This window comes from Tateyamaria omphalii (assembly GCF_001969365.1).
In the GTDB taxonomy this organism is placed as follows: domain Bacteria; phylum Pseudomonadota; class Alphaproteobacteria; order Rhodobacterales; family Rhodobacteraceae; genus Tateyamaria; species Tateyamaria omphalii_A.
In genome coordinates, this window is sequence record NZ_CP019312.1 from 496,210 (window position 1) to 515,501 (window position 19,292).

The 19,292-nt window shown below is 61.4% G+C and carries 21 protein-coding genes; 11 read left to right on the top strand and 10 right to left on the bottom strand.

Going from position 1 to position 19,292, the window contains the following annotated elements; translation table 11 throughout:
- The first annotated feature begins 17 nt into the window (after positions 1-17).
- From BWR18_RS02420 to BWR18_RS02440, 5 genes are all read left to right on the top strand, one after another.
- Entirely contained in the window at positions 18-1,145 is a 1,128-nt protein-coding gene (locus tag BWR18_RS02420) for an ABC transporter substrate-binding protein (protein WP_076630071.1), read from the top strand.
- Between the two features lie 84 nt (positions 1,146-1,229).
- Complete coding sequence (locus BWR18_RS02425) at positions 1,230-2,147, top strand: branched-chain amino acid ABC transporter permease (protein ID WP_076630072.1); 918 nt, start codon at positions 1,230-1,232, stop codon at positions 2,145-2,147.
- A complete protein-coding gene (locus tag BWR18_RS02430) occupies positions 2,147-3,130 on the top strand; it encodes a branched-chain amino acid ABC transporter permease (protein WP_076630073.1) in 984 nt (327 codons plus the stop codon). The genes BWR18_RS02425 and BWR18_RS02430 overlap by 1 nt, the downstream gene beginning before the upstream one ends.
- A complete protein-coding gene (locus tag BWR18_RS02435) occupies positions 3,123-3,878 on the top strand; it encodes an ABC transporter ATP-binding protein (RefSeq protein WP_076626543.1) in 756 nt (251 codons plus the stop codon). Before BWR18_RS02430 ends, BWR18_RS02435 begins: the two co-directional genes overlap by 8 nt.
- Positions 3,875-4,564 carry an ABC transporter ATP-binding protein gene (locus tag BWR18_RS02440; protein WP_076626544.1) on the top strand — a complete coding sequence of 230 codons (690 nt, stop codon included), beginning with the start codon at positions 3,875-3,877 and terminating at the stop codon, positions 4,562-4,564. The genes BWR18_RS02435 and BWR18_RS02440 overlap by 4 nt, the downstream gene beginning before the upstream one ends.
- 11 nt (positions 4,565-4,575) lie before the next feature.
- On the opposite strand, the gene BWR18_RS02445 is transcribed toward BWR18_RS02440, so the two are convergent.
- Positions 4,576-5,805, bottom strand: coding sequence for an FAD-binding domain-containing protein (locus BWR18_RS02445; protein WP_076626545.1), 1,230 nt, complete (start codon positions 5,803-5,805; stop codon positions 4,576-4,578).
- A 132-nt stretch (positions 5,806-5,937) separates the two neighbouring features.
- Here BWR18_RS02445 and BWR18_RS02450 point away from each other — a divergent pair, with 132 nt between their 5' ends.
- The 6 genes from BWR18_RS02450 to BWR18_RS02475 all read left to right on the top strand — a co-directional run bounded on the left by BWR18_RS02450 (position 5,938) and on the right by BWR18_RS02475 (position 9,785).
- Complete coding sequence (locus tag BWR18_RS02450) at positions 5,938-6,579, top strand: ATP-dependent Clp protease proteolytic subunit (protein ID WP_076630074.1); 642 nt, start codon at positions 5,938-5,940, stop codon at positions 6,577-6,579.
- A gap of 161 nt (positions 6,580-6,740) precedes the next feature.
- Positions 6,741-8,006 (top strand): ATP-dependent Clp protease ATP-binding subunit ClpX, encoded by a 1,266-nt coding sequence (gene clpX / locus BWR18_RS02455; RefSeq protein WP_076626546.1) that lies wholly within the window; start codon positions 6,741-6,743, stop codon positions 8,004-8,006.
- 118 nt (positions 8,007-8,124) lie between these two features.
- Positions 8,125-8,487, top strand: coding sequence for a RidA family protein (locus BWR18_RS02460; RefSeq protein WP_076626547.1), 363 nt, complete (start codon positions 8,125-8,127; stop codon positions 8,485-8,487).
- Positions 8,488-8,582: 95 nt separating this feature from the next.
- The gene (locus BWR18_RS02465) at positions 8,583-8,966 is read left to right on the top strand and encodes an NADH:ubiquinone oxidoreductase subunit NDUFA12 (protein ID WP_076626548.1); all 384 of its coding nucleotides are present in this window, start codon (positions 8,583-8,585) and stop codon (positions 8,964-8,966) included.
- Between the two features lies 1 nt (position 8,967).
- The gene (gene mlaD / locus BWR18_RS02470) at positions 8,968-9,420 is read left to right on the top strand and encodes an outer membrane lipid asymmetry maintenance protein MlaD (RefSeq protein ID WP_076626549.1); all 453 of its coding nucleotides are present in this window, start codon (positions 8,968-8,970) and stop codon (positions 9,418-9,420) included.
- Positions 9,417-9,785 carry a DUF2155 domain-containing protein gene (locus BWR18_RS02475; RefSeq protein ID WP_076626550.1) on the top strand — a complete coding sequence of 123 codons (369 nt, stop codon included), beginning with the start codon at positions 9,417-9,419 and terminating at the stop codon, positions 9,783-9,785. The genes mlaD and BWR18_RS02475 overlap by 4 nt, the downstream gene beginning before the upstream one ends.
- On the opposite strand, the gene aat is transcribed toward BWR18_RS02475, so the two are convergent.
- The 9 genes from aat to BWR18_RS02520 all read right to left on the bottom strand — a co-directional run bounded on the left by aat (position 9,749) and on the right by BWR18_RS02520 (position 19,118).
- Positions 9,749-10,384, bottom strand: a complete 636-nt coding sequence (aat, locus tag BWR18_RS02480; protein WP_076630075.1) for a leucyl/phenylalanyl-tRNA--protein transferase — start codon at positions 10,382-10,384, stop codon at positions 9,749-9,751. The genes BWR18_RS02475 and aat overlap by 37 nt on opposite strands.
- A gap of 108 nt (positions 10,385-10,492) precedes the next feature.
- Positions 10,493-11,839 carry an acetyl-CoA carboxylase biotin carboxylase subunit gene (gene accC, locus BWR18_RS02485; RefSeq protein ID WP_076626551.1) on the bottom strand — a complete coding sequence of 449 codons (1,347 nt, stop codon included), beginning with the start codon at positions 11,837-11,839 and terminating at the stop codon, positions 10,493-10,495.
- A 12-nt stretch (positions 11,840-11,851) separates the two neighbouring features.
- Positions 11,852-12,343 carry an acetyl-CoA carboxylase biotin carboxyl carrier protein gene (accB, locus tag BWR18_RS02490; RefSeq protein ID WP_076626552.1) on the bottom strand — a complete coding sequence of 164 codons (492 nt, stop codon included), beginning with the start codon at positions 12,341-12,343 and terminating at the stop codon, positions 11,852-11,854.
- 173 nt (positions 12,344-12,516) lie between these two features.
- On the bottom strand, positions 12,517-13,707 hold the full coding sequence (locus BWR18_RS02495) for a calcium-binding protein (protein WP_076626553.1): 1,191 nt from the start codon (positions 13,705-13,707) through the stop codon (positions 12,517-12,519).
- A 166-nt stretch (positions 13,708-13,873) separates the two neighbouring features.
- The gene (locus BWR18_RS02500; RefSeq protein ID WP_076626554.1) at positions 13,874-14,629 is read right to left on the bottom strand and encodes an ABC transporter ATP-binding protein; all 756 of its coding nucleotides are present in this window, start codon (positions 14,627-14,629) and stop codon (positions 13,874-13,876) included.
- A 12-nt stretch (positions 14,630-14,641) separates the two neighbouring features.
- Positions 14,642-15,406, bottom strand: coding sequence for an ABC transporter ATP-binding protein (locus BWR18_RS02505; RefSeq protein WP_076626555.1), 765 nt, complete (start codon positions 15,404-15,406; stop codon positions 14,642-14,644).
- 12 nt (positions 15,407-15,418) lie between these two features.
- A complete protein-coding gene (locus BWR18_RS02510) occupies positions 15,419-16,618 on the bottom strand; it encodes a branched-chain amino acid ABC transporter permease (protein ID WP_076626556.1) in 1,200 nt (399 codons plus the stop codon).
- Positions 16,619-16,621: 3 nt separating this feature from the next.
- Positions 16,622-17,653 carry a branched-chain amino acid ABC transporter permease gene (locus BWR18_RS02515; RefSeq protein ID WP_076626557.1) on the bottom strand — a complete coding sequence of 344 codons (1,032 nt, stop codon included), beginning with the start codon at positions 17,651-17,653 and terminating at the stop codon, positions 16,622-16,624.
- A gap of 127 nt (positions 17,654-17,780) precedes the next feature.
- Complete coding sequence (locus tag BWR18_RS02520) at positions 17,781-19,118, bottom strand: substrate-binding protein (RefSeq protein WP_076626558.1); 1,338 nt, start codon at positions 19,116-19,118, stop codon at positions 17,781-17,783.
- Positions 19,119-19,292: the final 174 nt, after the last annotated feature.

Here is a 19,292-nt window from a genome sequence, read left to right on the forward strand (position 1 = left end):
ACAAGGGAGAGACTTCTATGACATTCAAACAGCTTCTGGCTGCGACCTGCGTCGTGGCTTTCGGTGCGGGTGCGCAAGCGGACGGCGTAAAGGTCGGCATGATCACAACGCTGTCCGGCGGTGGTGCGGGCCTTGGCATCGACGTGCGTGATGGGTTCCTGCTGGCCGTGAAGGGCAACGACGATATCGAGGTCGTGATCGAGGATGATCAGCGCAAGCCCGACATCGCCGTGCAATTGGCCGACAAGATGATCCAGTCCGAGAAGGTCGACGTGATGACGGGCATCATCTGGTCGAACCTCGCCATGGCGGTCGTGCCTGCGGCAACAGCGCAGGGCAAGTTTTACCTGTCGCCCAATGCCGGGCCATCGGCCCTGGCGGGCAAGGGGTGCCACCAGAACTACTTCAACGTCAGCTGGCAGAACGATGCGTTTTCCGAAGCGGCGGGCACAGCACTCAGCGGCGAGGCGGGCAAGGTGTTCCTGATGGCGCCGAACTACCCGGCGGGTCAGGACATCATGGCGGGTTTCAAGCGCACCTATCAGGGCGAGATTGCGGCAGAGGTCTATACCAAGCTGGGCCAGACCGACTATGCCGCTGAAATTGCGCAAATGCGGGCGAGCGATGCCGATCAAATCTATTTCTTCCTGCCGGGCGGCATGGGCATTTCGTTTATGAAACAATATGCGGGCTCGGGTGTGGACAAGCCCGTATCCGGCCCTGCCTTCAGCTTTGATCAGGGTATCCTGGGTGCCATTGGCGATGCCGCTGTCGGGGCCAAGAACACGGCACACTGGTCCAAGGACCTGGATGTTCCGGGCAACGCGGAATTCGTCGCAGCCTTTCAGGAAGAGTTCGGGCGCCTGCCGTCGATCTACGCGGCGCAAGGCTACGACACGGGGCTTTTGCTGGCCTCCGCTGCGGCCAAGGCCGATGTCGATGACGCCGATGCGTTCCGCGCAGCTTTGAAAGAGGCGGACTTCCAGTCGGTGCGCGGCAAGTTTTCGTTCGCCGCCAACCATCACCCGGTGCAGGACATCTATTTGCGCGAGGTGATCAAGGAGGGTGACCTGGTCACCAACCGGATTGTGGGCACCGCTGCAACCGATCACAGCGATCCTTACGGCGCAGACTGCAACCTCTAAGCACTTTGGCCCCGGTGCTCTGCCGGGGCCTTTTCAAATCAAAGGGAGCCTGCGCGGCGGATGTCGTCGTGCAGGGCGGGGCAAATGACGACGCTTCTGTTGATCGAACAGGTGCTGAACGGTCTGCAATCGGGGATCATGCTGTTCCTGATGGCGGCTGGCCTGACGCTGATCTTCGGCGTGATGGGCCTGATCAATCTCGCGCACGGCTCGCTCTACATGATCGGCGCGTTTGCGGCTGCAGCGGTCGCCGCCGCCACTGGCTCGTTCCTGCTGGCCCTGTTTGCAAGCCTTGTGGCAGCAGCCGCAGCGGGTGTCGTCATTGAACTGGCCGTGATCCGCAGGCTCTATGACCGTGATCACCTCGACCAGGTGCTTGCCACCTTTGCGCTGATCCTCATCCTGTCCGAGGGGACGCGGTGGCTCTTCGGATCGTTTCCTCTTTATCTTGACGTGCCGTCGGTCCTTGCCGGGCCGGTGACATTGCCCGGCGGCATTGCCTATCCGGCGTATCGCCTCGTTATCATCCTCGTGGGCCTTGCCGTTGCGGCGGGCCTTTTCCTGCTGATTGGCCGCACCCGCATCGGCATCCAGATCCGCGCGGGCGAAGCGGATCGAGAGATGATTGCAGCCCTCGGCGTCAACATCTCGGCGCTCTACACGCTGGTCTTCGCGCTCGGCGCTGCGCTTGCCGGTCTGGCGGGTGCGCTCGTTGGCGCCATCCAGTCGGTGCAGGTGGGCATGGGGGAACCGGTCCTGATCCTCGCCTTTGTCGTCATCGTGATCGGCGGGATCGGGTCGATAAAAGGGGCACTTGTGGGGGCGTTGTTGGTTGGGCTCACCGATACGCTCGGGGGCGTTCTTCTGCCTCTGGCACTGGGGGGGATCATGGACGCATCTTCGGCGACAAGCATCGGCTCGGCGATTGCGTCGATGCTGATCTATGTGCTGATGGCCGTCGTGCTGATCTTTCGGCCCACCGGCCTTTACGGAACCGCATGATGCTGCCCGAACGCATGCTCAACATAATCGCGTTTCTCGCACTGCCACTGGTTGCTGTGGTCGCCGTGGTCGTGGATGAGCCGTTCACCATCACGCTGGCCACGCGCGCCGCCATTCTCGCCCTTGCCGCGGTTGGGCTGAACCTCGCCCTTGGCTTGGGCGGGCTGGTCAGCCTGGGTCACGCCGTGTTCTTCGGGCTGGGCGGCTATGCCATGGGCATTCTGGCCAGCCACGCGCAAAGTTTCACGCCGCTCGATCTGGGCTTTGTCATGTTCGACGGAACCAAGTCGATGCCGATCATCTGGCTGGTCGCGATTCTGGTTAGTGCCCTGGCGGCTTTGGTGATTGGCCTGCTTGCCCTGCGGACGGCGGGTGTCTACTTCATCATGATCACGCTCGCCTTTGGGCAGATGTTCTACTACTTCACAATTTCCTGGCCCGCCTATGGGGGCGAGGACGGGCTGAGCATTTATGTCCGCAATAGCTTTCCCGGCGTCAACACGCTCGACCCCATTCAGTTCTTCGGGCTGGTCTTTGCGGTTCTGGCGGCGGTCTTGTGGCTGATGGGACGGATCGAGACATCCCCTTTCGGTCTCGCCATCGGGGCCGCGCGCCAAAACGCGGTCCGGGTCGAAACCGTCGGGCTCAGCCCGTTTCGCCTGCGGTTGGTGGCGTTTGTCATCTCCGGTGCCGTCACCGGGCTCGCGGGCGCGCTTTTTGCCGACCTCAACCGCTTCATATCTCCCACCATGTTCAGCTGGCAGATGTCGGGCGAGTTCATCGTCTTCATCGTGCTGGGCGGTATCGGGCGGCTTTATGGCCCCGTCGTGGGGGCCTGCCTGTTTGTTCTTTTGGAGCATATGCTGAGCGGGGTCAGCGATTTCTGGTTGATCTATCTTGGGGCCGTCCTGCTGCTGGTTGTTCTGTTTGCACGCGGCGGCGTGATCGGTGCGCTGTCGAAAGAGGGCGCCGCCCATGACTGAGCCGCTCCTCGATATCCGCGGGCTGTCCAAGTCATTCGGCGCACTGCGCGCGACCGACGATGTGTCCCTCACCCTGCTGCCGGGCGAAATCCACGCGCTGATCGGTCCAAACGGGGCTGGCAAGTCCACATTGATCCAACAGATTGCGGGCGGTCTGGCCCCGGATGCCGGGCGCGTGATGGTGAACGGTCGGGACGTGACGGACCTGGGCACCGCGGACCGGGCCAAGTGCGGGCTTGGGCGCACCTTCCAGATCAGCGCGCTGGCTATGGAAAACACGGTTTTGCAGAACGCAATGCTCGGCGCAGTCGGGGCCACGCGCAGCGTCTGGCGCTTTTTAAAACCGGTGATGCAGGACACGCACCTGTGCGCCGAAGCGAAGGCAGCGATCGAACGCGTCGGCTTGCAAGACGTCGCGCACGCGCGCGTCGGCACGCTCAGTCATGGCCAGCGCCGCCTGCTCGAAGTGGCCGTGGCGCTCACGCTGAACCCCAAGCTGTTCCTGATGGATGAGCCGATGGCGGGGCTTGGTGCCGAGGGGACGGCGCGCATGACGTCCTTCCTGAACGACCTGCGCCGCGAGGCACCGATCCTGCTGGTTGAACACGACATGGATGCGGTGTTCACCCTGGCCGACCGTATCTCCGTCCTTGTCGCGGGCAAGGTCATCGCAACCGGAACGCCGGACGAGATCCGCAGCAACCCCGACGTGCGCACTGCCTATCTCGGGGACGAGGTGCCGCTGTGACGCTCTTGCACCTTGAACGGGTTGAGGCCTCCTACGGTGCAGCGCAAGCGCTTTTTGGCGTCGATCTGAGCGTGGAAGAGGGCGAGGTGCTGGCCCTGATGGGGCGCAACGGGATGGGCAAATCGACGACCATCCGCGTCATCTGCCGCTTGATGAAGCATTCGAGGGGAACAGTGCACTTCGCCGGGCGTGATCTGGCGCAGCTGTCGCCCCATGCCGCGGCGCGGGCGGGTCTGGGTCTGGTTCCCGAAGGACGGCGCGTCTTTGCCCCGCTGACGGTACGCGAGAACCTGATCGCGGCCGCACGACCGGGCCCGTGGGACTTTGCCAAGGTCACCCGGCTGTTTCCGCGACTTGCAGAGCGCGAGGGCCAAGTGGCGCGTCACTTGTCGGGGGGTGAGCAACAGATGCTGGCCATCGGGCGGGCCCTGATGACCAACCCCCGCCTGATGCTTCTGGATGAGGCGACCGAAGGGCTGGCGCCTGTGGTGCGACAGGAAATCTGGGACGCACTGGATGCCGTACGCCGTGAGACCGGACTGGCGCTGATCGTGGTGGACAAGTCGCTGGCCGAGTTGGGCCGCATTGCCGACTGCGCCACAATCCTCGAACGTGGGCGATCCGTATGGACGGGCCCGATGTCCGGCGTCGCCGGAGAGGTCGCGAACACCTACCTCGGCGTCTGAAATCACCTGCTCTACTCTGCTGCGCGCAATCCGCGTAATTCGCCCAGCAGTTTCGGGATCTTGTCCTTGAAACGAAAAAAACCATGCGTGGCATGGGGCCACGCCGCACTGTCATAGGGGCGGCGGATCCGCCGCAGCGGCGGTGTATCATCCAGATTGCCAAAGCGGGCCAGCACATCGGCCGCAGGCCCCACAGGTGCATAGGGCGTGATCAGCTGATCAACGCCCGCAGCGCTTGCCCAAGCCGCCAGTGCGTCGGACGTTGGCGCAACCACGGAAACCGCACCCAACCGCGCATCAAAGCGATCAACCGTATCCTGCGCGGCTGCGTCGGCAAACGCTGCAACATGCGGCGCCACGCTCAGCGGGGACACCCCCGACCGTGTCGTTATGACGGCAGTCGCCAACGGCGCGATCCCGGCATCCAGAATGAAACCGGGGCTCAGGTCGTCATCATGCAGGATCAAACCCGTGCGTGCGCTCGGGATGGGCAGATCCGCGTCGGGCAGCGGCATGGTGGCCGGCTTTGATGGACCGGACAGCGCGGGCGCCTCGCCCGCCAACTGCCACTTCGGGGCAAACCGCCCCTCGGTGTATTTCGAAATGTTCGAGGTGCGCGCCAAATACGTCTTGCCCGGCGTCTGGATGCCCGCCACCCAACGCCAACTCAACGTGTTCGACGCCGGATCGCCATCAAGCAGATGACGGAGGAAGAATTCAGCCCCCAACTCCCAAGGTAGGCGCAGGGTAAAGATCCAGATCGACGCGAACCACATCCGAGCGTGGTTGTGCATGTATCCCGTATCGACCAACTCCCGCGCCCAGGCATTGAAACATTCGATATCCGTCTCGCCCTTGCAGGCCTGTTCCCACCGGTCGCGCAGGCCCGATTGCGTCTGTATGTTGTCCAACGCGCCCTTAAGCGCGGTCTTGTATTGCCCCCAAACCGCCGGTCGCATCTCCAGCCAGCCCTTCCAATAGGTCCGCCAGTACACCTCCTGAATGAACTTCTCCGCCGCACTGGCGCTGTGCCGCGCCAGTGTCGCCTCCAACACATCCGCCTCAGTCAACAACCGGGCGCGGATGTATGGGGACAGGGTGGACACTCCGTCGTGGCCGTCGCGCCCCAGATCATAATTGCGCCGCGTGGCATAGTCGCGCCCGGCATGGGGAACAAATCGGTTCAACCGCTCAAGGGCAGCGGTGCGGGTCGGGGGAAATCGGGCCAAGGCTTCGGTCATGCAGGCACAGCTAGACGGGCGTGCGCCATCTTCAAGCGTCCGCATGCCCTTGCAGCCCCCGGTGGCCAATACTAAGACTCGGGTAACACATCTGCGGGTATGGTCTCGCAGACGTCTGACGAGGCAGGACTTATGCGCGATCCCATTGATCAATATGCACACATCACCAACAACCTGGTCCCTATGGTGGTCGAACAGACCAGCCGCGGCGAACGGGCCTATGACATCTTTTCGCGCCTGTTGAAGGAACGGATCGTATTCATCAACGGCCCGATCCATTCGGGGATGAGCCACCTTGTCGTGGCGCAGCTGCTGCATCTTGAGGCGGAAAACCCGTCCAAGGAAATCAGCATGTACATCAATTCGCCCGGCGGCGAAGTGACGGCAGGTTTTTCAATCTACGATACGATGCAGTACATCAAGCCCAAGGTGTCGACACTGATCTGCGGCATGGCTGCGTCCATGGGGTCAGTCATCGCGATCGGGGGTGAACCGGGCATGCGCTTTGCGCTGCCGAACTCCGAGATCATGGTGCACCAGCCTTCGGGCGGTTCACAGGGGATGGCCTCCGATATCCTGATTTCGGCCCGTCACATCGAACAAACGCGTGAGCGTATTTACCAACTTTATGTCAAGCACGCGGGCCAGGACTACGACACGGTGCAACAGGCACTCGACCGCGACACATGGATGACACCGGAAGAGGCCAAGGCATGGGGCCATCTTGACGACATCGTCGACCAGCGATCAAAGTCGGACGACGACGAAAAATAAGGCATTTGCTGCATACCTCACGGGCAGTGTGATCTGACCGTGAGGTCAGGCAAAAAGACGATTGTGGACCTCGCGGGGCTGGCCTAAGCTAACCGCCAACGCGGGGCGCGCCGGATATCTCCGGCACCTGGAATGGCGGCATCTGCCGGGAAGGACGCGACATGGCCACGAATTCGGGCGGCGACAGCAAGAACACGCTCTACTGCAGTTTCTGCGGCAAGAGCCAGCACGAGGTCCGCAAGCTTATTGCGGGCCCGACCGTTTTCATCTGCGATGAATGCGTTGAGTTGTGCATGGACATCATCCGCGAAGAGACCAAGGCGTCAGGCCTGAAGTCCACCGACGGTGTGCCCACGCCCAAGGACATTTGCGAGGTGCTTGACGACTACGTGATCGGCCAGGCCATGGCCAAGCGCGTGCTTTCCGTGGCCGTGCACAACCACTACAAGCGTCTCAACCACGCCCAAAAGGGTGGGGATATCGAATTGGCGAAATCCAATATCCTGCTGATCGGCCCAACCGGTTGCGGTAAAACGCTTCTGGCCCAAACGCTGGCGCGCATTCTCGATGTGCCGTTTACGATGGCGGATGCGACGACGCTGACCGAGGCTGGCTATGTGGGCGAAGATGTTGAAAACATCATCCTCAAGCTGCTCCAATCCTCTGAATACAACGTCGAACGCGCGCAGCGCGGCATCGTCTATATCGATGAGGTCGACAAGATCACGCGCAAGTCCGAAAACCCTTCGATCACCCGCGACGTGTCGGGCGAAGGCGTGCAACAGGCGCTGCTCAAGCTGATGGAAGGCACCGTGGCCTCCGTCCCGCCGCAAGGTGGGCGCAAGCATCCGCAGCAGGAATTCCTGCAAGTGGATACCACGAACATCCTGTTCATCTGCGGCGGCGCTTTTGCTGGCCTCGACAAGATCATCGCGCAGCGGGGCAAGGGCTCGGCCATGGGCTTTGGCGCTGATGTGCGCGACAACGATGAACGCGGTGTGGGCGAAATCTTCACCGATCTCGAACCAGAGGACCTGCTGAAATTCGGCCTGATCCCGGAATTTGTCGGTCGTCTGCCCGTACTCGCCACGCTCGAGGATCTGGACGAAGACGCGCTTGTTACCATCCTGACCCAGCCCAAGAATGCGTTGGTCAAACAGTACCAGCGCCTGTTCGAGCTTGAGGACACCACACTCACTTTCACCGAGGACGCGCTGAGCGCCATCGCCAAACGCGCCATCGAACGCAAGACCGGCGCACGCGGCTTGCGCTCGATCCTCGAGGATATCCTGCTCGATACCATGTTCGAGCTGCCGGGCCTCGAGTCGGTGACAGAGGTCGTTGTAAACGAAGAGGCCGTGACATCCGACGCGGCCCCGCTGATGATCCATGCCGAAGCGGAGAAAGAGCCCGCCTCTGCAGGCTGATCCCAGGCGGCAACGAACAACAAGGCGGGTGTTTCACCCGCCTTTTTCTTTGATCACAGATGTGAATCGTAAGGCGCACTTATGCGTGCGCCACCATCTCGCATATGGGGGACAGAACATGACCATAAAGCGCATCCATTCCGGCGGAGAATTCGAACCCAAGGTCGGCTATTGCCGCGCCGTGACCGCTGGCGGCTGGATCCACGTCGCCGGAACCGTCGGCCACGGCACCACGGCGGTCGAGCAATGCCGCTCCGCCCTCGACATCATCGGCAAGGCACTGGCCGACTGCGGCGCCGATTTCAGCCATGTGGTGCGCGTCACCTACATGCTGCCGGACCGAAATGAATTCCCCCCGTGCTGGCCCATGCTGCGCGAGGCGTTTGGGGAAAACCCGCCCGCCGCAACAATGATCGAATGCGGGCTCATCACGCCGGAGGACCGGATAGAAATCGAGGTGACGGCGTATACAGGCGCATGATCCACTTCACGCCGGAACCCGGCCTGTGCGTCCGTGTCCTCTGGACGGCGCGGGCCTGATGCGGCATAGACGATCCAAAGCGCTGGAGGCGACACATGGGCATTCTGAACACGCTGCTGCGGGCCGTCACCTGGTGGAACGGCCAAACCCTGAACACGCAACTCTTCACCGCCCGCAAGGGTGTGAAAGTGGGCGAAGACAGCCAAGGCAACGTCTTTTACAAGACGCAGGACGACGCCAAGCGCTGGGTCATCTACAACGGTGAGGCGGAGGCAAGCCGCGTCGATCCCGAATGGCACGGCTGGCTGCATCGCACCTGGGACGAGCCGCCCACCGACAAGCCGCTCAAGCGCAAGGACTGGGAAAAACCGCACCAGCCGAACCTGACCGGCACCGCCATGGCCTATGCGCCTGCGGGGTCCATCCGGCGCTCGGCACCCGCCGAACGCTCCGACTACGAAGCCTGGACACCGGAATAACATGGCCGGACACACGACCGAAGTTCTGGTGGGCGGCGTCGTGCTGGCGGCTGCCATCGGCTTTGCCGTCTACGGCGCGCAGGTGGCGGGCCTTGGCAGCAGCGGGGGCGCTGCATACCCGCTCACGGCCAGCTTCCGCAGCCTCGAAGGGGTGAATGTGGGCACCGATGTCCGCCTGGCAGGCGTCAAGGTCGGAACGGTCACCGACGTGACCCTGAACCCCGAAACCTACCGCGCCGACACCGTCGTGTCGGTCCGCTCCGATACGCAAATCCCCGATGACAGCGCCATCATCATCAGCTCCGAAGGGCTGCTTGGCGGCAATTTCGTCGAAATCGTGCCGGGCGGGTCGCCGTTCTATTTCGAGGAAGGGGACGAGATCACCGACACCCAGGGATCGGTTAGCCTCATCTCGCTTCTGCTGAAATTCGTGTCCGGAGGAGACGGCGAATGATCCGCTGCGCCGCGCGCATTGCGGCGCTGGCGGTGTGTGTTGCCACCGGTGCCACAGCCCAGGACGCCACCGAAAGCGCCTCTGGCGCAGTGTTGCGGGGTCTCGACAAGTTCAGCGGGCAGGTCGTCGATATCGAAATGCTGGCGGGCCGGACCGTGCGGTTCGAACGGCTCAACATCACGCTGACCGAATGCCGCTATCCGTCGGGCAACCCATCGGGCAACGCGTATGCCGGGCTGCAAATCTCCGAAGTGGGGCGCGAGGGGGTTGTGTTCTCCGGTTGGATGATCGCCTCGGCGCCCGCGCTGAATGCGATGGAACACGCCCGCTACGATGTGTGGGTCATGCGCTGCACGACGTCCTGAAAACTACCGATGGCCAGCGCGGTAAAATCCGCTGAATGAACGCCAAGCGCGTGGCCCAGACGCGCGTGATAGGTCGCGCGCGTGATCTCTTGCGCCCCCAACGTGGCCAGGTGCGGTGTCAGAAACTGCGTATCAAACAGGGTAAAGCCGGTGCGCCGCAAATGGTCCACCGCCGCTGCCAACGCCATCTTTGACGCGTTTGTCCGGCGCGAGAACATGCTTTCGCCGAAAAATGCACCTTTCAAAACAACACCATAAACGCCGCCGACCAGCGCGCGCCCATCCCAAACTTCGATCGAACGCGCCTGACCCCGGTCATGCAGGTCAAGATAAAGCCGACGAATTTCGGGATTGATCCACGTGTCCACGCGGTCCGCACAGCCGTCGACCACAGCGGCAAAATCCGCATCCACGCGCAAAACCCAATCGGTGCGCCGCATGGCCCGCGCAAGCGAGCGCGAGATGTGAAAACCGTCCAACGGCAATACCCCCCGCATCCGTGGATCGACCCAGAACACCTCTGGATCGTCGCGCGACTCGGCCATCGGAAAGATGCCCGCGGCATATCCCTGCAGCAGCAGGTCAGGGGTCAGTCTGATATCGTCCTTCATATGCGGATCCCGCGGTGATGTGCCTAGACTACCGCGCCCGTGCCCCACAAAAAAGGGACCGCCGTGGCGATCCCTGATCTTGAGTTCACGCTTTGCTTACTCTGCCTGCGCTTCAAGCCACTTTTCCAACCAGTGGATGTTGTATTCCCCGGTGTGGATGTCTTTTTCGGCCAGAAGGGCGTGAAACAGCGGCACGGTCGTGTCGACGCCGTCGATGATCAACTCGCCCAGGGCACGGTTCAAACGCGCCAGCGCCTCGGCCCGGTCGCGGCCATGCACGATCAGTTTGCCGATCAGGCTGTCGTAATAGGGCGGGATCCGGTAACCGTCATAAAGCGCAGAATCCATCCGCACGCCCAGACCGCCCGGCGCATGATACTGCGTGATCCGCCCCGGCGACGGTGAGAAATTGGGCAGCTTCTCTGCGTTCAGGCGCACTTCGATCGAGTGGCCATTGATCTCCAGATCATCCTGGCTGAACGACATATCCAGGCCCGATGCCACACGGATCTGCTCGCGCACCAGATCGACGCCAAAGATGGCCTCGGTCACCGGGTGTTCGACCTGCAGGCGGGTGTTCATCTCGATGAAGTAGAACTCGCCATTTTCGTAGAGGAACTCAATGGTGCCTGCGCCGATATAGTTGATCTTGGCGACCGCGTCGGCGCAGACGCGCCCGATCTCGGTCCGCTCTTCGGCGCTGATGGCCGGGCCCGGCGCTTCTTCGAACACTTTCTGGTGGCGGCGCTGCAGCGAACAGTCGCGTTCGCCCAAATGCACGGCACGGCCCTTGCCATCGCCAAACACCTGGATCTCGATATGGCGCGGCGTGGTCAGGTATTTCTCGATATAGACCTCGTCATTGCCAAATGCGGCCATGCCCTCGGCCCGCGCCGTCATGAACGCGCTTTCCATGTCGGCAGCGGTCTGCGCCACTTTCATGCCGCGCCCGCCGCCGCCTGCGGTGGCCTTGATGATCACGGGATAGCCCATTTCTTGCCCGAGTGCCTTGGCCTCTTCGAGGGTCGCCACGCCGCCGTCCGAGCCGGGCACACAAGGCACACCAAGCGCCTTCATCGTGTCTTTGGCTGTGATCTTGTCGCCCATGACGCGGATGTGCTCTGCCGTGGGTCCGATGAACGTCAGCCCGTGATCTTCAACGATCTGCACAAATTGCGCGTTCTCGGACAAGAACCCATAGCCCGGGTGGATCGCCTCGGCCCCCGTGATCTCACAGGCCGAGATAATGGCGGGAAAGCTCAGATACGATTGGGGCGACGCGGGCGGGCCGATACACACGCTCTCGTCCGCCATACGCACGTGCATCGCGTCCGCATCAGCGGTCGAGTGCACGGCAACTGTGGCGATGCCCATCTCGCGGGCCGCGCGGATGACGCGCAGGGCAATCTCTCCGCGGTTGGCAATCAGGATTTTGTTGAACATGGGCCCGGATCCTTATTCGAGGATCACGAGCGGGGCGCCAAACTCCACGGCGGCACCATCATCGACCAGGATGCGCTTGACCGTGCCTGCACGCGGGGCAGGGATGTGGTTCATGGTTTTCATGGCCTCGACGATCAGCAGTGTGTCGCCTTCGCTGACGTCCTGACCGACTTTGATAAAGGACGGTGCGCCTGGTTCGGCCTGCATGTAGACGGTGCCGACCATGGGCGACGTGACGGCGCCAGGGTCGTTTGCGGGGTCGGTAGGGGCGTCTGCCGCCGGCTCTGCCGCGGGCGCCGCGATCTGGGCCGGGCTGGCAGCGGCCTGCGGTGCAGTCGCCTGGGTCACAACCTGTTGCGCTATCTGGCGCGACACGCGCACATTCAGGCTGTCATCTTCACCATATTCGCGTTTGACCTGCAGCTCGGTCAGATCGTTTTCCCGAAGCAGTTCGGCCAAGGCCTGGATAAAGGCCACGTCCGCGTCATGATTGCTTTTTGTCATTTTTGTCCTCAACCGGTGGGCGACGGCACCCCCCGAACCGGGCAAGGTGCATGCTCAGCGCCGCTTATAGCCGGGCTTTTTCGCGGTGGGAAGCGCAGTTGCTGACGTAGGGACAGGGGGTGATGGGCGCGTCGCCGAAGCGCGCACGCCCATCAACACATGCGTGGGGTCGATCAAAGAACGAAATCGTCCGCCGTCAGGCCGTTTTCGACGATGTTCAGCAGCGTGATCGTGTTGATCTGGCCGTTGCTCAGATAGGCAAGATCGACTGACGCATAGAGGCCGTCCAGATCAATCACCGCATTGCCGCCTGAATAGGTGATGAACATCTCGATGTCGTCGAACCCGACCACCGGCCCGGTCATGCCGGCGTCAACGACGGCGCGTGTTTCCTGCGGCAGCCTGATCAAGTCATCGTCCGTAAAATCAACGATCACGTCCTCGCCGCTACCGCGACTGAAAAAGAACGTGTCCGCACCGGATCCGCCTTCCAGGGTGTCGTCACCGCGCCCCCCCAAAAGCCGGTCGCGCCCGCTGTTGCCGATCAGTTCGTCATCGTCCTGACCGCCAGCCAGAAAGTCGCTGCCGCGCCCGCCGATCAGCATGTCATCGCCCTCGCCGCCGCGCAGCGTATCCTTGCTGCCATTCCCGGCCAGCCGATCGTCGCCGTCATTGCCTTCCAGCAGGTCCCGTCCCTGACCGCCATAGAACCGCTCGTCAGCCGCGCCGCCGCGCATCGTGTCGCTGCCTTCGCCACCCAGAACACGGCCAACGGGCCCCAACTCGCCATCACCGGCCAAAGCAAGATACAGGTCGTTTCCGCTGCCCAGGTTCACGTCGCCAATCGTCCCGGCATTGATCACGACATCATCACCAGAGCCTGTATCCAAGCGCCCCGTAATCTCACCAGCAAAGCTGTCCGGCCCCAGATCAAAGCTGAGGACAAGAACAATGTCGTCACCGCCGCTCGTGCTGACATTCCCGTCAATCAGCCCAGCCGTGTAAACGAAATCGTCACCAAGACCGAGTTGGACGTCCCCGATAATGTCCCCCTCGTTCAGAATGGCCCGCTGTCCCGTTCCGGTCAGCGAAATGGATGTGTCGGCACGCCCGCTGCTGCCAATGACACCGGTGTTGCTGATCACAACATCCGAAGACCCATCGCCCTGAACGAAATCGCGAACGAAACCGTCATTCAGAAACAGGGCCTCATTGTCTTCGAGGAACAGGAAATTGCGCGCCTGTGTATCGGTCTGTTCAATTTCGACAATTGGATCGAAATCAAACACAAAGCCCGCTGGCAGCAACACGTTATTGTACAGAAAAGATGCGCGGTCAAAGAGACCGCGTGCGTCAGTAGTCATATCAAAACCCCCAGGTTACGGCCGGTTTTATGCCTCACTTTCGCCACAGTTTCTACAGACGCGACCGTAGGTTTCTGAAATTGATACAATGTCGCAAATGGCAGTAAATTAATGAAAAAAAGGGGCGCACGACCCCTTTTTTCAACCGCAGATTGGTAATTGAGATCTAAATTGCCAGATATTCAGATCGCAATTCTTCATTCTCCAGAACTTCCGCAGCAGTTCCGTCAAAAACAATTCCACCCGTGTCCAAAATAACGGCGCGATCAGCAAGCTGTAGCGCCCGAACAGCATTCTGTTCCACGATTACGGTGGTGATTCCCTGCTCCTTGATCACGGTCAGGGTCTTCTCGATCTCGTCCACGATCACGGGCGCCAGGCCCTCATAGGGTTCGTCCAGCAACAGCACTTTGATGTCACGGGCCAGCGCCCGCGCGATGGCCAGCATCTGCTGTTCGCCACCCGACAGGGTCGTGCCCTCTTGGGTGCGCCGCTCGCCCAGACGCGGGAACAGATCGTACAGACGCTCGATCGACCAGCCGATCGGCGGCGCGATCTGCGCCAGCTTCAGGTTTTCTTCCACCGTCAGACCGGGGATAATCCGGCGATCTTCAGGCACCAGACCCAGACCCGCCTGGCTGGCTTCATGGCTTGCCATCTTGTGCAGCGGCTTGTGGTCCAGCCAGATCTCGCCATGGGTCACCTGCGGATCGCCGATGCGCGCGATGGACCGCAGGGTCGATGTCTTGCCCGCACCGTTCCGGCCCAGCAGCGCCAGGATCTCGCCCTCATGCACGTTAAAACTGATGCCCTGCACGATATAGCTTTCGCCGTAATACGCGTGCATGTCCCAGACGCTGAGGAAAGCCGGGGCCGTTGCGGCGTGGTTCACGCCTTTGGAAAAGTCAGGTTTGACGTTCATCTGTTCAGCTCCTTATGCAGCATCTTGGGTTTCGCCCAGATACGCTTCGCGCACCTTGGGGTGGCCCTTGATGTTGTCTGGCGTGTCTTCGACCAGTGGTGTGCCCTGCGCCAGAACGGTGATCCGCTCGGCGAGGGAGAACACCACGTGCATATCATGCTCGATGATCGAAATGGTGATGTCCCGCTCATCCTTGATCTGCTTGAGCAGGTCGATGGTGTTGTTCGTGTCGGCCCGCGCCATGCCCGCCGTCGGTTCGTCCAGCAGCAGCAGTCGCGGCTCCTGCGCCAGACACATGCCGATCTCCAGCCGCCGCTTGTTGCCGCGCGACATGGTCGCCGCGTTGTCATCGCGCGCATCGGCCATGTTCATCTCTTCCAGCATCTGCTCGGCCCGCTCGACAATCTCGCGATCCTTGAACATGTCGCGGAATGCGTTGGGCGTGAACGCCCCGTCGCGCTTGGCAAAGCAGGGGATCATCATGTTTTCCATGACGCTCAACTCGCCAAAGATCTCGGGGGTCTGGAACACCCGTGAAATGCCCATCTGATTGATTTCAAATGGCTTTCGGCCCAAAACGGATTGTCCGTCGAACATGACCGACCCGGTGTCGGGGATCAGTTTGCCCACCAGACAGTTCAGAAGCGTGGACTTGCCCGCGCCGTTCGGCCCGATGATGGCATGTACCGTGTTTTCAGCCACGCTCAGGTTCACGTCCCCGAGCGCCTGCAGACCGCCAAACCGCTTGCCTACGTTTTTAACTTCAAGAATACCCATTGGATTCTCTCCTTATTCCGCAGGCGTGGTTTTGCCGTCAGGCGTGTTGGTGGTCGGCTTCTTGCGCTTGAACAGCCGGGCCACGCGTTGGCCCCCTTCAACCAGCCCACCGGGCAGAAAGATCACGACCAGCATGAAGATGATGCCCAGCGTCAGGTGCCAGCCCTTGCCGATGAAGGGGTAGACAAGGCTGACGAGGATGTCCTCGATTCCGTCAGGCATGAAGGCGAACCACTGGTGCAGGATCTCCTTGTTGATCTTGGACAGGATGTTTTCCATGTACTTGATCGCACCCGCGCCCAGCACTGGGCCGATCAGCGTGCCGACACCACCCAGGATAGACATCAGCACGACCTCTCCGCTCGCAGTCCAGAACATCCGTTCCGCCCCAACCTGCGTGTCCATGGCAACCATCAGACCACCGGCGAGGCCAGCATACATGCCCGAGACAACGAACGCGGCCAGCGTGTAGGGCTTGGCGTTCAGGCCCGTGTAGTTCAACCGCTGCTGGTTCGACTTCACCGCCCGCAGCATCATGCCAAAGGGCGACCGGAAGATGCGGATCGACATGTAGAAGGCCAGCAGCATCACAATGGCGGCCACGTAGTAGCCCGCGTTGAAGGTAAACAGCCAGCCGCCCACACTCCATTCCAGGCTCGATCCCATCTCCAACCCGAACAGGTTGGCCTTGGGTGTCGCGCCTTCGGCCAGTGCGCCGTCGAGGATGCGTGCATCCGTGATCTTCGGCTGCAGGCCCGTTTCGCCGCCGGTGATCGGCGTCAGCACGGAATAGGCGAGCGAGTATGACATCTGCGCAAAGGCCAACGTCAGGATCGAAAAGTAGATGCCCGACCGGCGCAGGCTGATCCAACCCACGGCAAGGCTGAAGATGCCCGCCACGATCACCGATACGAAAATGGCCGGGATCACGTTCATGGTCAGCAGCTTCATCATCCAGATCGCCGCGTAAGAACCGACGCCAAGGAAAGCGGCGTGGCCGAAGGACAGGTAGCCGGTGAGGCCAAACAGGATGTTGAACCCGATGGCGAAGATCCCAAAGATCACAAAGCGCTGCATCAGGTCGGGATAGCCCGCGTTGAACTGCGCCATGGCCGACCCTTCAGGGAAGGGGTTCAGCAGGAAGGGGGCCAGCGCCACGAGGACGGCCACGAGGATCAGGAGGCGGGTGTCTTTTTTGTCCAGTCCGAACATGTCTTATTCCTCCATCACGCCCTTGCGGCCCATAAGGCCCCGAGGACGGGTCAACAGAATGATGATTGCGACCAGGTAGATGATGATCTGGTTGAGGCCCGGCAGCACGGCCAGGACCTCGCGCATCGAAGCGAAGCTCTCGAGGATGCCAAGCAGGAAGCCCGCAGCGACAGCGCCGGGCAGCGAGCCCATACCGCCGACCACGACCACTACGAACGACAGGACCAGAAAGTCCATGCCCATGTGATAATTTGGCGAGTTGATCGGCGTGTACATCACGCCTGCCAGGCCCGCGACGGCGGCGGCGATCCCGAACATCAGGGTAAAGCGGCGGTCGATGTTGATGCCCAGAAGCTGCACCGTCTCGCGGTCGGCCATGCCCGCCCGCACGACCATCCCGAAGGTGGTGAACTGGAGGAAGGCAAAGACGGCGCCGATGATGACGGCGGCAAAGGCGAAGTAGATGATGCGCCAGTAGGGGTAGATGATCTGGTTGGCTTCGAAGCCGAGCATGGTGCCGAAATCGAACGAGCCCACAAAAGCCGATGGGGCCGGAGTCGGGATCGGGTTGGCGCCGTAATAGTATTTGATGATCTCTTGCAGCACGATGGCGAGGCCAAAGGTCACGAGGATCTGGTCGGCGTGGGGGCGCTTGTAGAAGTGCTTGATCAGTCCCCGCTCCATGATGACGCCGATGGCGATCATCACCGGAATGGCAAAGAGGATCGAGAGGGGCACGGCCCAGTCGATGATGGCGGCACCGGTCGCCTCCCCGAACCAATCCATCACATAGGGCACCTCGACCTTGAGGGGGTTGCCCAGGAAATCGGTTTGGGTATCGTCGATGATGGTGTGGCTGGCCGAGATGATCCGGCTCAGGGTCACGGCGCAGAAGGCCCCGATCATGAAGAGGGCGCCGTGGGCAAAATTGACCACGCCCAGGGTGCCGAAAATCAGCGTGAGACCCAGCGCAATCAGCGCGTAGGCCGAGCCCTTGTCGAGCCCGTTTAGAATTTGAAGGATGATCGCTTCCATCGGCCGAACCTCTGGGTTGGGGGCATTTGTCCCATGATGGGACGTATTATGTTAAATGTGCCGGATGCCTGGGATCTGGTGCCAGGGAGGGGTGGGCCGCGCAGGCCCACCCAATAGTTTCAATGGCTTACGCGCCCGGGTTGCAGGTGCCCAGCTCGCCGCCAAAGATCGACGCGTCGTATGTGACCTGGCTGACAGGTGTCACTTCCACAATCTCGAGAAGGTCGAACTCGGATGTCGGGTTCTCTTTCCCTTTCACCACGAGCACGTCTTTGAAGCACTGGTGGTCTTCGCCACGATAGAGCGTGGGACCGTTGCCCATGCCGTCGAATTCGAAGTCCTTGAGCGCTTCGCCAACCGCACATGGGTTGAACGAACCGGCCCGTTCCACGGCGTCTGCATAGAGCAGGGCCTGGACGTAGCAGGTGTGCGCGGCCTGGGACGGCGGGAAGCCGTACTTCGTGCCGAAGGATTTTACGAACGCCTTGGAGCCTTCGTCCTGCAGCGACCAGTGCCAGTTGGTGGAGCCGAAGATGCCCTTCACGTTGGCACCCGCACCCTTCGCCATCAGGCGGGAGTAGAGCGGAACAACGATTTCGAAGTTCTTGTCGTTCACCAGCTTGTCACGCAGGCCGAACTGAACCGCGTTGGTCAGCGAGTTCACCATGTTTCCGCCGTAGTGGTTCAGAACCAGCACGTCGGCACCCGATTGCAGAACCGGCGCGATGTAGGAGGAGAAGTCGGTCTGTGTCAGCGGCGTTTTCACGGCGGCGACGGTTTCCCAACCCATGGCTTCGGTCGAGGTGCGCACGGCTTCTTCGGTCGTGTAGCCCCAGTTGTAGTCTGCGGTCAGGTGATAGGCCTTGCGGTCCGTGCCGTAGTTGTTGGCCAGGATCGGCGCCAGCGCCGCGCCGGACATGTAGGAGTTGAAGAAGTGGCGGAAGCCATTTGCTTTCTTGTCCTTGCCGGTGGTGTCGTTCGAGTGGGTCAGACCGGCCATGAAGATCACGCCAGCCTCTTGGCAGAGTGCTTGCACGGCCACGGCCACGCCGGAGGACGAACCACCGGTGATCATGACAGCGCCGTCTTTTTCGATCATCGACCGGGCCGATGCGCGGGCTGCGTCAGATTTGGTTTGCGTGTCGCCCGTGACATATTCGACTTTCTTGCCGAGGATGCCGTTGCCTTGCAGGGCCTTGGACGAGAAGGTGTTCATCAGGCCGCCGTCGCCGCCACCGTTCAGGTGCTCGACCGCGAGTTCATAGGCGCGCAGCTCGTCCGCGCCTTCGTCGGCGTAGGGGCCGGTTTGCGGCACGTTGAAGCCCAGCGTCACGGATGAGCCTGTCGGCTCGTTCGTGAATGCGGCAGCAGACTGCGCCGTGAAAATCGTTGGTGCGGCAAAGCCTGCGCCTGCGACGGCGCCGGTCTTGAGCACGCCACGACGCGTCAGATTCATTTTGGACATGAATATCCTCCCATTTGTTGAAATGCGCGGACCTGCTCCTCAACCGGACCGCGCGCGCACATTGTGCAAAGCCACTATCGCGTATGGTTGGAAAATTGCGCAATAAACCCTTTGTTTTGCAGAATTATTTTGTAAACAATTGCACAACACCACGGTATACTTTGTAAACTTCCT